Consider the following 14,798-nt stretch of genomic DNA (forward strand, 5'->3'; position numbering starts at 1 on the left):
GCGGCCTCACTGACAACACATTCACCCGAGGATGAACCCCATGCCCGCCTTCCATAAAATCCTGATCGCCAACCGCGGTGAAATCGCCTGCCGGATCATCCTCGGCGCCCAGACCCTGGGCTATCGCACCGTCGCCGTATTCAGCGAAGCCGATGCCCAAGCCCGCCATGTCCACCTGGCCGACGAAGCGGTCTGCATCGGCCCTCCCCCGGTCGCCCAGTCCTACCTGAACAGCGCCGCCCTGCTCGACGCCGCCCGTAAAACCGGCGCCGATGCACTCCACCCCGGCTACGGCCTGCTCTCGGAAAACGCCGCCTTCGCCCAGGCCTGCCTGGACGTCGGCCTGACCTTTATCGGCCCCAGCCCCGCTGCCATCGCCCTGATGGGCAGCAAGCGCCTGTCGAAAATCACCATGCTCGCCGCCGGCGTGCCATGCATCGCCGGCTACCACGGCGCCGAACAGGATGACGCAACCCTGGCCCGCGAAGCCGAACGCCTCGGTTATCCGCTGATGATCAAGGCCAGCGCCGGCGGCGGCGGACGCGGCATGCGCCGGGTGCAACGACCCGAGGAACTGGCGCAACAGATCCATTGCGCCCGCTCGGAAGCGCTGAACGCCTTCGGCAGCGACGAACTGATCCTGGAACAGGCGCTGGTCGAACCGCGTCATGTGGAAATCCAGCTGTTCGGCGACCAGCAGGGCCAACTGATCCACCTCGGCGAACGGGACTGCTCGATCCAGCGCCGTCACCAGAAAGTCATCGAGGAGGCACCCTGCCCGGTGATGACCGCCGAACTGCGCCAGGCCATGGGCGAAGCGGCATTGAAGGCCGGCCGTGCGGTGAACTATGTCGGCGCCGGCACCGTGGAGTTCCTGCTCGACACCCGCGGCCAGTTCTATTTCCTCGAGATGAACACCCGCTTGCAGGTCGAACACCCGATCAGCGAAATGATCACCGGCCTCGACCTGGTGGCCTGGCAGATCAATGTCGCCGCCGGCCTGCCGCTACCGTTGCGCCAGGAACAGGTCGAATTCAAGGGCCATGCCATTGAAGTACGCCTGTATGCGGAAGATCCGACCCACGATTTCCTGCCGCAAACCGGGCAGGTCCTTGGTTGGGAACCGGCGCCGATGGCCGGCGTACGGATCGATCACGGCCTGCTCGAGGGCGACACCATCAGCCCGTTCTACGATCCGCTGCTGGGCAAGCTGATCGCCCACGGCGCGACCCGCGAAGAAGCCCGGCGCAGGTTGTTGCGGGTGGTCGAGGATTGCGTGTTGCTGGGGATTGCCAGCAATCAGCGTCTGCTGGCCCAGATGCTGAAGCATCCGCGCTTTATCGAGGGCCGGTTCAGTACCGCCTTTATCGACGAACATTTCTGCGAACACCCGAGCCATGCCCCCTCGACGGTAGAGCTGGCCCTGGCCAGCGCGCTGTTCTATCGGCAGCCGGCTGACCGGCATGCGCCGGGGCTTTCGGGTTGGCGCAACACCGCCAGTGTCCCGCGTCCCTATCGACTGGCGCTGGAAGACGCCCGCTTCGACCTGCTGCTCAGCGACCGCCCCGGCGAGGCCCTGCGGGTCCAACGGGGCGATGAGCGCGTCGAATTGCGCATACTGGAACGCGATGCACGCTGGGTACGGGTGCAGATCGACGGTGTGCTCCGGCGCTACGCCTACCGCCTCGACGGCGACCAGCTCTGGCTCTTCACCAGCCCGGGCAGCCTGCACCTGCGCGACCGCACCCACACGCCGGTGCAAGCTCCGGGTGCTGTCGCTGGCGGCACGCTGCAGGCACCGATGGACGGCGCCATCGTCCAGGTGCTGGTCAGCGAAGGCGATACGGTCTGCAAAGGCCAACTGCTGCTGGTCCTGGAAGCCATGAAAATGGAGCACCCACTCAAGGCCGGGATGGATGGCGTGGTCCGCCAGGTGCGCGTAATCCAGGGCGATCAGGTGAAAAACCGCCAGATCCTGCTGGAAGTCGAATAAGCCGCTAGGCGGATCAAGCGCCTTTGGCTACGCTTGAGTCCGACTAGGATGCTGTATTCGGAGCTTGCGATGGCCCACTGGCTGGTGATTGATCTGGAAGCCACGACGGACGATGGGGGCTGGCCGCTGGCGGAGATGGAAATCATCGAAATCGGCGCCACCCTGGTCAACCGTGAAGGCCGCGAGCTGGACCACTTCCAGCGTTTTGTCAGGCCCCTGCGCCGGCCCTTGCTGACCCTGTTCTGCCGCGAGCTGACCCATATCAGCCAGGCCCAGATCGACGGTGCCGCGCCACTGGGCGAGGTCTGGCCGTTGTTCGAGCGCTGGCTGGGCCAGCATCAGGGCCGACTGGAAGGCTGGGCCAGCTGGGGCGACTACGACCGCCGGCAACTGGAACAGGACTGGCGGCAGCTCGGCGTGTCGAGTGCCCTGGACCAGGTGCCGCATATCAACCTCAAGCAGCGCTTCGCCAAGGCCCGGCGCCTGGAGCGGCCGCTGGGCCTGAACGGCGCCTTGCAACTGGCCGGGCTGCAATTCAATGGCCAGCAGCACCGGGCGCTGGAGGATGCACGCAATACCGCGCGCCTGCTGCCGCTGAGCCTGCCGAGCTGATGACAGCGGCCCTGTGGCGGCCCCTGTGGGAGCGGAGCTTGCCCGCGAAGCTCTTGGCGGTCCTGAGGGCCTCTTCGCGGGCAAGCTCCGCTCCCACAGGGGGCCTCGGCGCTGATGAAATCCGCAGCACCTTCTTCAACGCGTGACGAGGCAAAACGCCTTGGGCATACTGGTCGGCCAAATTTTTCAGCTCATTTCGAGGAATCGCCCATGTTTAAAGTCAACGAGTACTTCGACGGCACCGTCAAGTCGATTGCCTTCGCACAAGCCGAAGGCGCCGCCACCATCGGCGTGATGGCCGCGGGCGAATACGAATTCGGTACCGCCCAGCGCGAGATCATGCACGTGATCTCCGGCTCCCTGACCGTCAAGCTGCCGGACAGCAGCACCTGGGAAACCTTCGAAACCGGCAGCCAGTTCAACGTGCCGGCCAACAGCAAGTTCCAGCTGAAAGTCGCCGTGGACACCGCTTACCTGTGCGAATACCGCTGAGTCCGGGCGGCAAGACACCCGAACGGCGCCTATGGGCGCCGTTTTTTATGCCGTGCTACTTGATCGGTCAAGCTTCAGTCGCCGTGTCCCCCGGCACGAATTCCGCGCCCCGCGCATTGAACTGCAATGCCGCCAGCCGCGCGTACAGCGGGTTGCTCGCGATCAGCTGGGCGTGGGTGCCGATCGCCACCAGCTTGCCCTGATCCATCACCGCGATCCGGTCGGCGTTCTGCACCGTGGCCAGGCGGTGGGCGATCACCAGGGTGGTGCGCCCGTGCATCAGGCTCGGCAGCGCTTGCTGGATCAAGTGTTCGCTCTGGGCATCGAGGGCACTGGTGGCCTCGTCCAGCAGCAGGATCGGCGCGTCCACCAGCAACGCCCGGGCAATCGCCAGGCGTTGCCGTTGGCCACCGGACAGCCCCAACCCACCATCCCCCAGGTGCGTGCGGTAGCCCTCGGGCATTTGCTCGATAAACTCGTGAGCATGGGCGATACGCGCCGCCTCGCGGACCTGGGCATCAGTGGCCGCCGGATTGCCGTAGCGGATATTTTCCTCGACGCTGCCGAAAAACAGCGCCGGGCTTTGCGAGACCAGCGCAAAGCAACGGCGCAGGTCCTGCGGGTCCAGTTCGGTCAGCGGCTGACCGTCGAGCAGCAGACGACCCTGTTGCGGATCGTAGAAACGCAGCAACAGGTCGAACACCGTGGACTTGCCCGCCCCTGACGGCCCGACCAGGGCCAGGGTTTCCCCGGCCCTGACCGTCAGGTTCAAGCCGTCTATGGCATGACTGTCCGGACGTGAGGGGTAGCTGAAACGCAGATTCTCCAGCACCAGGTTGCCGCTGACCCGCTCGGCCAGCTTCACCCCGCCGCCGACCGGCGCGGTGATTTCATTGCTCGACTGCAACAATTCGCCGATCCGTTCCCCGGCCCCGGCGGCCCGCTGCAACTCACCGATCACTTCGCTGAGGGTACCGAAGGCGCTGCCGACGATCAGGCTGTAGAAGACAAAGGCCGCCAGTTCGCCGCCGGAAATCTTCCCGGCCATCACATCCATGCCACCGACCCAGAGCATCACCGCCACCGCGCCCAGCACCAGCACGATCACCAGGGTAATCAACCAGGCCCGTTGCACGATGCGCTTGCGCGCCGTCTCGAAAGCCTGCTCGACGGTCACCGCGAAGCGCTGTTCATCCTGGGCCTGGTGGTTGTAGGCCTGCACGGTCTTGATCTGGCCGAGGGTTTCGCTGACGTAGCTGCCGACATCGGCGATCCGATCCTGGCTCAGGCGCGACAGGCCGCGCACCCGGCGGCCGAAGATCAGGATCGGCGCCAGCACCAGCGGCAAGGCGACAACCACGATGCTGGTGAGTTTGGGGTTGGTGATAAACAGCAGCACCACCCCGCCAATGACCATCAAGGCGTTGCGCAGGAACAGCGAGAGCGACGAGCCGATCACCGACTGCAACAGCGTGGTGTCGGCGGTCAGGCGCGACTGGATTTCCGAACTGCGGTTGTTCTCGTAGAACCCCGGGTGCAGGTAGATCAAGTGGTTGAACACCTGCCGACGAATATCCGCCACCACCCGCTCGCCGATCCAGGACACCAGGTAGAACCGTGCGAAAGTGCCCACCGCCAGGCCCAGGACCAGCAGCATGAACAAGCCGATGGACTGGTTGAGCAACTGCGGCGACTGGGTCATGAAACCCTTGTCCACCAACAGGCGGATGCCCTGGCCCATGGACAGGGTAATGCCGGCGGTAACGATCAGCGCCACCAGGGCACCGAGCGCCTGCCAGCGATAGGGGGCGACAAAACGGCTGGCCAGGCGAATGGCACGGCGATGGCGGGCAGAGAGCATTGGCAAGGAATCCGTTAGGCGATGAAGACAGAGCCTACACCGAACCGGGAGGAAACTTGTGCAAAACGCAATCAATCGGATTAATTATGACCGTGCATGCTAATCCCTAGAAAGTATTGGTCTAAAGCCTCTCTGGCGGTGACGGGCGGTTTCTGTTGCACTGGAGACGTCGCCTTGCTTGTAGCGTGTTGTAACAGGCTGGTCATGCGACGCCTATAATCTCTAGATGAACCTGATGACGAAACCTGAGCGAGGAGACAGGCCATGGACTTGCAAGACAGCAGCAGCAACCAGATTCCGGTGATTCGTCCCTGTCCGCAGAAGTTGGGTTGCGCGATTATCGACGCCCAGGGTCGTGAAGTACCGATCACCGAAGAAATGATCCAGGACGCTTGCCGCGAACTGGAACAGCGCTTGGTCAAGCCTGCCGAGCAAGACTGACAGCCCGAACTCCCCCTTGACCCGGACTTGCTGCCGGGTTTTTTGTGCCTGCTGAGTTGAAAACGCCGCACTACCTTGTGGGTAGCCGGTGACGATGCCAGTCTCAAGGGCCCCATCGCCGGCAAGCCGGTGCCCACATAGGTAGTGGCAGCACGATATTTTGTGATGAGGCGCAGACCCGCGCAAGCCGGCTGGCCGACGATGATGGTCGGACAGACGATGCAAACCGCCGGAAATCCCACACATTTCGCTTATAGCAGCACGGCGCCCAGGGCCAGCACCAACTGGCGCAACGCCGCGTCATCGCCGTTGATCTTCACCGGCAAGCCTTCGATTTCCCGACGCTCGGGATAGTGTTTGCGCAGCAGGTCGAACGCGACTTTCTGCTCGGTCACGCTGCCAGTCAGGCTGCGGCGCAAATCCGCATCGTCGCGCCGCGGATCGTAGACCCCACGACAGATCATCGCCATGGCCCAGGCCGGATCGCTGCCGGCATTGAGGGTGACCTGTGCCAGCCAGGGCTTGGGCAGCAGTTCATCGAGAGCGATCGTGGGCACCTGGTCGAGGAAGGCGCAGAATGCCTGATAGATCTGCGCAGTACCGCGTTGCTTGCCGTCGAGGCTATACCCGGCGATATGCGGCGAACCCAGCACGCACAACTCGGCCAGCGCGACATCCACTTCCGGCTCGGCCTCCCAGACATCCAGCACCGCCTGCAGGTCGTCACGGGCCAGCAGCACTTCGCGTAACGCGGTGTTGTCCACCACCGGGCCGCGTGCGGCGTTGATCAGCCAGGTACCGGGCTTGAGCTGCTCCAGGCGCTGGCGATCGAGCAGATGCCAGGTGGGTTGCTCGCCCGTACGGGTCAAGGGCGTGTGCAGGCTGATCACGTCGCACTGCTCGATGATCTGCTCCAGGCCGACATAATCGCCGCCTCCAGCCGCCTGGCGCGGCGGGTCGCAGACCAGGACGTTCCAACCCAGCCCTCGCAGGACCTTGATCAGGCGTCCGCCGACTTCACCCGCGCCAATCACCCCATAGGTGCGTGCGGTCAGGTCGACGCCTTCGATTTCCGCCAGGGTCAGCAAGCTGCCCAGCACATAGTCGACCACCCCACGGGCATTGCAACCGGGAGCGCTGGACCAGTGAATGCCGGCCTCCCGGAAATAGTCCAGGTCGAGGTGATCGGTGCCGATGGTGCAGGTGCCGACGAAACGCACCGGGCTGCCTTCGAGCAACTCGCGGCTGACCTGGGTCACCGAACGCACCAGCAGCACATCCGCCTCGGCCACCGCCGCCCGGTCAATGCCGCGGCCAGGCAAGCGGCGGATCTCGCCGAAACCGGCAAAGAAGGCATCGATCAGGGGAATATTTTCGTCGGCAACAATCAGCATGGCAGGCTCCTTGGACAAGGGCGCAGTGTAGGCGCAGTCAGCATCCGAGGGCCAGCCAAGCGTCCCTCCATGGTCCTGGCGGGAGCGTCGACCTTACAAATGAGCTACAACCGGCGATTACCTGACCCTTGCGTCAACCGGTAGAATCGACGGTTTTTCGCGTCACGCCTGGATACATCATTGGTGAACAGCCTCACTGCAACACCTGCTAGCCCCCCGCTGAGTCGCCCCGCCCGGGTGCGCCTGGAACTGCGCAACCTGCTGGGCCTGGCCCTGCCGATCATTATCGCCCAGCTGGCGCACACCGCCATGGGCTTCGTCGACGCGGTGATGGCCGGCCGGGTGAGCCCGCGCGACCTGGCGGCGGTGGCGCTGGGCAATTCGATCTGGGTGCCGGTGTTCCTGCTGATGACCGGCATCCTGCTGGCAACCACGCCCAAGGTCGCCCAGCGTCATGGCGCCGGAACCCCCGCCGAGATCGGCCCGCTGGTGCGCCAGGCCCTGTGGCTGGCGCTGGTGGTGGGCCTGGCGGCGGGGGTGATCCTCTACAATGCCGAGCCGGTCCTGCACCTGATGAAGGTCGACCCCGAGCTGATCGGCCCGTGCATGGACTATCTGCGCGGTATCGGCACGGGCCTGCCGACGGTGGCGCTCTATCACGTGCTGCGCTGCTGCAGCGACGGCATGGGTCGCACCCGCCCGAGCATGGTCCTCGGCCTGTGCGGGTTGGCGCTGAATATTCCGTTGAACTACGTGTTCATCTACGGGCATTTCGGCGTACCGGCCATGGGCGGACCGGGCTGCGGCTGGGCCACGGCGATCGTGATGTGGTGCATGCTGTTCGGCATGGCCGGCTGGGTACGCTGGGCCAAGGTCTATCGGCCGAGCCAGGTGTTCAGCCATTTCGAGTGGCCGCAGTGGGCGGTGATCAAGCGTTTGCTGAATATCGGCCTGCCCATCGGCATTGCGATATTCGCCGAGGCCAGTATCTTTTCGGTGATCGCCCTGCTGATCGGCAGCCTCGGGGCCACGGTGGTGGCCGGGCATCAGATTGCCCTGAATATCAGCTCGCTGGTGTTCATGGTCCCCTATTCCCTGAGCATGGCCATTACCGTGCGGGTCGGCCAGGCCCTGGGCCGCGAACAGCCCCGTGAGGCGCGCTTCACCGCCGGGGTGGGCGTGGCCACGGCGCTGGCCTATGGCTGTGTGTCGGCGAGCCTGATGCTGCTGTTCCGCGAGCACCTGGCGACCATCTACACCAATGATCCGCGGGTGATCCAGGTGGCGACCATGTTGATCGTGTACTCGGCGCTGTTCCAGATCTCGGATGTGATCCAGGTCACGGCGGCCGGGGCCTTGCGTGGTTACCAGGACACCCGGGTGACCATGATCCTGACGTTGTTTGCTTATTGGGGCATCGGTTTGCCGGTAGGTTACGCCCTGGGCCTGACCGACTGGCTGGGTCCGCCCAATGGCCCCAGCGGGTTGTGGCAGGGTTTGATCGTGGGCTTGTCGTGCGCGGCGGTGATGCTCTCGATCCGCTTGGTGCGCAGCGCGCGCCGAAGAATCCGGATGCACTCGGCGCGGTCGCTATAGGAGCGGAGCTTCTGTGGGAGCGGAGCTTGCCCGCGAAGGGGCCCTCAAGACCGCCAAGAACTTCGCGGGCAAGCTCCGCTCCCACAACAAGCGCTCGGCGTTCCTAGTCGAGCTTCTTGCGAATCCAGTACAGGTAGATACCGGCCTCTTCGCGCTGTTCCACCAGTTCATGGTCAAGGAAGACACAGAACTTGGGAATGTCACGACGGGTCGACGGATCGGTGGCGATCACCTTGAGCAGCCCCCCAGGCGGCAGGTCGCGGATGTGCTGGTGCAACATCATCACCGGCTCCGGGCAATTGAGCCCGGTGGCGTCGAGGGTGCCGTCAACGGCGGGGTCGTGGGGCTGGGTCATTCTTCACTCCTGAAACCAGGCCGGCATTATCTAGCTTTTTTCACATCCAGTCGACGCAGGTGGCAAGTCACTTCCTCACGGTCGTGGTACAGCTGCTTGCAACCGATGGCCACCCGGATGCCGCGGGCCTTGAAACCCTCTTCGATACGCTCCAGCAACCGCCGGACTTCGGCATAACGCTGTTTCATCGGCAACTTGAGATTGACCACCGCCTCGCGGCAATGCCCCTCGCCGATCCAGGTCTCGAGCAAGGCGGCGTTGCGCGCCGGTTTCTCGACAATATCGCAGACCATCCAGTCCACCGGCTGTTTCGGCTTGAAGGTGAAGCCATCCGCCATCAAGTGTTGGACCAGGCCGGTGTCCATCAGGCTTTCGGCCATGGGGCCGTTATCGATGGCCGTCACCAGCATGCCCCGGTTGACCAGTTGCCAGGTCCAGCCGCCGGGCGCGGCGCCAAGGTCGACACCCGTCATGTCGCTGTGCAGGCGCTCGTCCCACTGGCCGCGGGGGATAAAGTGGTGCCAGGCCTCTTCCAGCTTGAGGGTCGAACGGCTCGGGGCGCTCCTGGGGAACTTGAGCCGGGGAATGCCCATCGGCCACATCGCCGAATTGTCCGCCTCGGCCAGACCGAGAAAGACTTCCCGCCCGCTCTTGAAGGTCAGCAGCAGGCGCGGCTTGTGCGCATCCTCCACCAGCTTGCCGGCCTGGGTCAGGGCCTTGCGCAACGGGCCTTCGAATTTCTTGCAGAAGTTCGACAGTTCCTTGCCGTCATTGGTATCGACCACTTCCAGCCAGAGACTGCCGCAGATCGGCCATTGCGCCAGCTCGGCGAGGATCACACTGATGCGATCGGTTTCCGGCAGGTCGATAAAGCGCCCACGCGCCCATTGCCGGGGAAAGATCAGCTCGGCGAACCGCAAGCCGGCCATCAGTCGACGCGCGCCGTCGTCGTCACCGCAGACGAACTCGGCGCAGGCGCTGTTGGCCTTGGCCTTGGCGTAGCCCGGGACGTCCAGGTGCGCGGCGTGCTCGGAAATCTCCGAGCAGACTTCACCTTCGAAGCCGGGACGGCAATGCATAAAGAGGGTGTTCATGGATAACTCCTAGACAGTCTGCGCTATGGCGAGGGGGCTTGCCCCCGCTGGGGCGCGCAGCGGCCCTAAAATCGACAAATGCATTGTTCCAGACAGTACACAATCAGGGATTTACGACTACTTCGCAGCCGTACGGGGCGGTGCGGCATTCCGACAAGCCCCCTCGCCACAAACCGGCGCATCATAGCCGAGTTCGGAACCTTGGACTTGCCCATAGAGTCCAGTAATTAGCCAGTTTTCCCAATCGGAGCTAGGTTTAAGGCTCTGTTCGTTCCACCCGGCCCGTGCCGTGCGGGCCTCAAGGAGTCATTTCATGTCCTCCCTCGATAGCCTGAAAACCCTTAAAACCCTGGCGGTAGGCGCCAGGACCTACCACTATTTCAGTCTCCCGGATGCCGCCAAGTCCCTCGGCAACCTGGACAAGTTGCCGATGTCGCTCAAGGTCCTGTTGGAAAACCTGCTGCGCTGGGAAGACGGCAAGACTGTCACCGGCGCCGACCTCAAAGCCATCGCCGCCTGGCTCAAGACGCGCAGCTCCGACCGGGAAATCCAGTACCGTCCGGCCCGGGTGCTGATGCAGGACTTCACCGGGGTACCGGCAGTGGTCGACCTGGCCGCCATGCGTGCCGCCGTGGCCAAGGCCGGCGGCGATCCGCAGCGGATCAACCCGCTCTCCCCGGTCGATCTGGTGATCGACCACTCGGTGATGGTCGACAAGTTCGCCACCCCGGCGGCCTTCGGCGAGAACGTCGATATCGAAATGCAGCGCAACGGTGAACGCTACGCCTTCCTGCGCTGGGGCCAGAACGCCTTCGACAATTTCAGCGTGGTGCCGCCGGGCACCGGGATCTGCCATCAGGTCAACCTCGAGTACCTCGGCCGTACCGTCTGGACCAAGGATGAGGACGGCCGCACCTATGCCTTCCCCGACACGCTGGTCGGCACTGACTCCCACACCACCATGATCAACGGCCTCGGCGTGCTCGGCTGGGGCGTCGGCGGCATCGAGGCGGAAGCGGCGATGCTCGGCCAGCCGGTATCGATGCTGATTCCCGAAGTAATCGGCTTCAAGCTCACCGGCAAGCTCAAGGAAGGCATCACCGCCACCGACCTAGTGCTGACGGTGACCCAGATGCTGCGCAAGAAAGGCGTGGTCGGCAAGTTTGTCGAGTTCTACGGCGACGGCCTGGCCGAACTGCCCCTGGCGGATCGCGCGACCATCGCCAACATGGCCCCGGAATACGGCGCCACCTGCGGTTTCTTCCCGGTGGACGAGGTGACGCTGGATTACCTGCGCCTGTCCGGCCGGCCAAGCGAAACCGTCAAGCTGGTCGAGGCCTACAGCAAGGCCCAGGGCCTGTGGCGGCTGGCGGGCCATGAACCGGCCTTCAGCGACAGCCTGGCCCTGGACATGGCCAGCGTCGAAGCCAGCCTGGCCGGGCCCAAGCGCCCGCAGGACCGGGTGTCGCTGCCGGATGTCGCGCAAGCCTTCAGCGACTTCATGGCGCTGCAATTCAAACCGGCGCACAAGGACGAAGGCCGCCTGGAAAGCGAAGGTGGCGGCGGTGTCGCGGTGGGCAATGCGGATATGGTCGGCGAAGCCGACTATAGCTACGAAGGCCAGACCTATCGGCTGAAGAATGGCGCCGTAGTCATCGCCGCCATTACCTCCTGTACCAACACCTCCAATCCCAGCGTGATGATGGCCGCCGGTCTGGTGGCAAAGAAGGCCGTGGAAAAAGGCCTGAAACGCAAACCCTGGGTCAAGAGCTCCCTGGCCCCCGGTTCCAAGGTGGTGACCGACTACTACAAGGCCGCCGGCCTGACCCGTTACCTCGACGAACTGGGCTTCGCCCTGGTGGGCTATGGCTGCACCACCTGCATCGGCAACTCCGGGCCGTTGCCCGAGCCGATTGAAAAAGCCATTACCCAGTCCGATCTCACCGTCGCCTCGGTGCTGTCCGGCAACCGCAACTTCGAGGGCCGGGTGCATCCGCTGGTCAAGACCAACTGGCTGGCCTCGCCGCCGCTGGTGGTGGCCTATGCCCTGGCCGGCAGCGTGCGCATCGATATCAGTCGCGAACCGCTGGGTGAAGACCAGGACGGCAAGCCGGTGTACCTGCGGGATATCTGGCCGAGCCAGAAGGAAATCGCCGAGGCGGTGGCCCAGGTCGATACCGCCATGTTCCACAAGGAGTATGCCGAAGTCTTCGCCGGCGACGCCCAGTGGCAGGCAATTGCAGTGCCCCAGGCCGCCACCTATGTCTGGCAGAAGGATTCGACCTATATCCAGCACCCACCGTTCTTCGACGATATCGCCGGGCCCCCGCCGCTGATCGAAGACATCCAGGGCGCACGGATACTGGCCCTGCTCGGCGACTCGGTGACCACCGACCACATCTCCCCCGCCGGCAATATCAAGGCCGACAGCCCCGCCGGTCGTTACCTGTGCGAACTGGGCGTGGAACCGCGGGACTTCAACTCCTACGGCTCACGCCGCGGCAACCACGAGGTGATGATGCGCGGCACCTTCGCCAATATCCGTATCCGCAACGAAATGCTCGGTGGCGAGGAAGGCGGCAACACCTTCCATGTGCCGTCCGGCGAGAAGCTGCCGATCTACGACGCGGCCATGCGCTATCAGGCCGAAGGGACGCCCCTGGTGGTGATTGCCGGCCAGGAGTACGGCACCGGCTCGAGCCGTGACTGGGCTGCCAAGGGCACCAACCTGCTGGGGGTCAAGGCGGTGATCGCCGAGAGTTTCGAGCGTATCCACCGTTCCAACCTGGTGGGCATGGGCGTGCTGCCATTGCAGTTCAAGCTCGACCAGAACCGCAAGAGCCTGCAGCTCACCGGCAAGGAAACCTTGAGTATCGGCGGGCTGAGCGGCGCCGACCTGCAACCGCGGATGAACCTGCCGCTGACTCTGACCCGTGAAAACGGCAGCCAGGAGAAAATCGAGGTGCTGTGCCGGATCGATACCCTGAACGAAGTGGAATACTTCAAGGCCGGGGGGATTCTGCATTATGTCTTGCGGCAATTGATCGCTTCCTGATCGGTGCACTGCCGTTAGTCTGATAAAACACCGGCCCCGGCCGGTGTTTTTTATGTGGGGGGACAAGTGTGGTACTCGAGTGCCAATTAAAGTCAACGAAATAAGGCGCCACTTTTCGTACACTGCTAGGCTCAAGCCTTTGTTGCTGCAAGCGATTCACCTTGAGGTCAAGTCCACTAACGGCTAGATGCGACCCGCCCCTCAGTGTTGAAAAATGTATTCAATATTTCCCCAACCCTGCCGATATTCCGTCAAAGCCTTGCGGATAGAGAAACCATGCGTAATAACCAACCCATTACCCAACGAGAACGCACCTTCCCCGCTCAGCAACGGTTGATTTCCACTACCGACGCCAAAGGCGTGATCACCTACTGCAACGACGCTTTCGTCGAGATCAGTGGATTTTCCCGTGAAGAACTGATCCGCGCACCGCACAACCTGGTGCGGCACCCGGACGTTCCCTCGGCGGTGTTTGCGCATATGTGGAACACTCTGAAACAAGGCCTGCCATGGATGGGCATTGTCAAGAACCGCTGCAAGAATGGCGACCATTATTGGGTCAATGCCTATGTGACGCCCGTTTTCGAAGGCAACCAGGTGATCGGCTACGAGTCGGTGCGGGTCAAGCCCACCCCCGAGCAGATCCGCCGTGCCGAGGCGTTGTACCAGCGCATCAACCAGGGCAAGTCGGCCGTACCACGGCGCGATAAATGGCTGCCGGTGCTGCAGGACTGGCTGCCATTCATCCTGGTCAGCCAGGTCAGCTTCCTGATCGGCGTCTGGCTCAACTCCCACTGGGGCTTCGCCCTTGCCGCGGCGATCTCGGTGCCGCTCGGCCTGATGGGCCTGAGCTGGCAGCAACGCGGCCTCAAGCGCCTGTTGCTCCTGGCCGAACAGACCACCTCCGACCCGCTGATCGCGCAGATGTACACCGACAGCCGTGGTGCCCAGGCTCGTCTGGAAATGTCCATCCTGAGCCAGGAAGCACGCCTGAAAACCTGCCTGACCCGCTTGCAGGACACCGCCAAGCACCTGACTCACCAGGCGAAGAGGTCCGACGAACTGGCGCAGAAGAGCTCCACCGGCCTGGATCGCCAGCGCCAGGAAACCGAGCAGGTGGCCACCGCGGTCAATCAGATGGCCGCCACCACCCAGGAAGTCGCCAGCCACGTCCAGCGCACGGCCGATGCGACCCAGGAAGCCAATCGCCTGACCAGTCGCGGTCGCGATATCGCCGGGGAAACCCGCGAGGCCATCGAGCGCCTGTCGGTGGTGGTCGGCGAGACCGGCAGCACGGTCACGCAACTGGCCAAGGACAGCGACGAGATCGGCGGCGTGGTCGATGTGATCAAGGGGATTGCCGACCAGACCAACCTGCTGGCCTTGAACGCAGCCATTGAAGCGGCCCGCGCCGGGGAAATGGGGCGTGGTTTCGCGGTGGTCGCCGATGAAGTGCGACAACTGGCGCAGCGCACCAGCGAATCCACCGGGCAGATCCACGCCCTGATCGCCAAGCTGCAACAGACTGCTGGCAACGCCGTGCAAACCATGGACGCCGGCCACCGCCAGGCCCAGGAAGGCGTGGAGCGGGTCATGGAAGCCGATGCGGCGCTGGTCGGGATCAGCGAAGCGGTGGCCAATATCACCGACATGACCACCCAGATCGCCGCCGCCACCGAAGAGCAAAGCTCAGTGGCCGAAGAGATCAGCCGCAATATCAGCACCATTGCCCAACTGGCCGACCAGACTTCGGAACAGGCCCACGACTCGGCGCACTTGAGCGAAGAGTTGACCCGCACCGCCAATACGCAATATTCGTTGGTGGCGCGTTTTAATCGGTAACGGTTAAAACGTTGTACAGAACCCGATGATGAATAGTCATCGGGTTTTTTATTGCCCAAAGAA

General features: G+C 63.6%; 11 protein-coding genes. 7 read left to right on the top strand and 4 right to left on the bottom strand.

Annotation, left to right across the window (positions count from 1 at the left end; translation table 11 throughout):
- The first annotated feature begins 40 nt into the window (after window positions 1-40).
- The 3 genes from M5B99_RS07040 to M5B99_RS07050 all read left to right on the top strand — a co-directional run bounded on the left by M5B99_RS07040 (window position 41) and on the right by M5B99_RS07050 (window position 3,097).
- On the top strand, window positions 41-1,993 hold the full coding sequence (locus M5B99_RS07040) for an acetyl/propionyl/methylcrotonyl-CoA carboxylase subunit alpha (protein WP_248803354.1): 1,953 nt from the start codon (window positions 41-43) through the stop codon (window positions 1,991-1,993).
- 69 nt (window positions 1,994-2,062) lie between these two features.
- Window positions 2,063-2,605 carry an exonuclease domain-containing protein gene (locus M5B99_RS07045; protein WP_248803355.1) on the top strand — a complete coding sequence of 181 codons (543 nt, stop codon included), beginning with the start codon at window positions 2,063-2,065 and terminating at the stop codon, window positions 2,603-2,605.
- A 210-nt stretch (window positions 2,606-2,815) separates the two neighbouring features.
- Window positions 2,816-3,097, top strand: coding sequence for a pyrimidine/purine nucleoside phosphorylase (locus M5B99_RS07050; RefSeq protein WP_100940553.1), 282 nt, complete (start codon window positions 2,816-2,818; stop codon window positions 3,095-3,097).
- 67 nt (window positions 3,098-3,164) lie between these two features.
- Here M5B99_RS07050 and M5B99_RS07055 read toward each other — a convergent pair whose 3' ends face one another.
- On the bottom strand, window positions 3,165-4,958 hold the full coding sequence (locus tag M5B99_RS07055; protein ID WP_412548701.1) for an ABC transporter transmembrane domain-containing protein: 1,794 nt from the start codon (window positions 4,956-4,958) through the stop codon (window positions 3,165-3,167).
- A 264-nt stretch (window positions 4,959-5,222) separates the two neighbouring features.
- Between M5B99_RS07055 and M5B99_RS07060 the strand changes: the two genes are divergently transcribed.
- The gene (locus tag M5B99_RS07060; RefSeq protein WP_248803357.1) at window positions 5,223-5,399 is read left to right on the top strand and encodes a PA1571 family protein; all 177 of its coding nucleotides are present in this window, start codon (window positions 5,223-5,225) and stop codon (window positions 5,397-5,399) included.
- Window positions 5,400-5,650: 251 nt separating this feature from the next.
- Here the strand turns inward: M5B99_RS07060 and pdxB are convergent, their stop codons facing one another.
- Window positions 5,651-6,793, bottom strand: a complete 1,143-nt coding sequence (pdxB, locus tag M5B99_RS07065) for a 4-phosphoerythronate dehydrogenase PdxB (RefSeq protein ID WP_248803358.1) — start codon at window positions 6,791-6,793, stop codon at window positions 5,651-5,653.
- 183 nt (window positions 6,794-6,976) lie between these two features.
- On the opposite strand from pdxB, the gene M5B99_RS07070 reads away from it, so the two are divergent.
- Window positions 6,977-8,389, top strand: a complete 1,413-nt coding sequence (locus M5B99_RS07070) for an MATE family efflux transporter (protein ID WP_248803359.1) — start codon at window positions 6,977-6,979, stop codon at window positions 8,387-8,389.
- A 103-nt stretch (window positions 8,390-8,492) separates the two neighbouring features.
- On the opposite strand, the gene tusA is transcribed toward M5B99_RS07070, so the two are convergent.
- On the bottom strand, window positions 8,493-8,744 hold the full coding sequence (gene tusA / locus M5B99_RS07075) for a sulfurtransferase TusA (RefSeq protein WP_248803360.1): 252 nt from the start codon (window positions 8,742-8,744) through the stop codon (window positions 8,493-8,495).
- 26 nt (window positions 8,745-8,770) lie between these two features.
- Complete coding sequence (gene rlmM / locus M5B99_RS07080) at window positions 8,771-9,838, bottom strand: 23S rRNA (cytidine(2498)-2'-O)-methyltransferase RlmM (protein WP_248803361.1); 1,068 nt, start codon at window positions 9,836-9,838, stop codon at window positions 8,771-8,773.
- A 313-nt stretch (window positions 9,839-10,151) separates the two neighbouring features.
- Here rlmM and acnA point away from each other — a divergent pair, with 313 nt between their 5' ends.
- Together acnA and M5B99_RS07090 are read left to right on the top strand one after the other, a co-directional pair.
- A complete protein-coding gene (gene acnA, locus M5B99_RS07085) occupies window positions 10,152-12,893 on the top strand; it encodes an aconitate hydratase AcnA (protein WP_248803362.1) in 2,742 nt (913 codons plus the stop codon).
- A 276-nt stretch (window positions 12,894-13,169) separates the two neighbouring features.
- Window positions 13,170-14,735, top strand: a complete 1,566-nt coding sequence (locus tag M5B99_RS07090) for a methyl-accepting chemotaxis protein (protein WP_248803363.1) — start codon at window positions 13,170-13,172, stop codon at window positions 14,733-14,735.
- The last annotated feature ends 63 nt before the right edge of the window (window positions 14,736-14,798 follow it).

Origin of the sequence: Pseudomonas sp. MWU13-2100 (assembly GCF_023242365.1) — a bacterium.
GTDB lineage: Bacteria > Pseudomonadota > Gammaproteobacteria > Pseudomonadales > Pseudomonadaceae > Aquipseudomonas.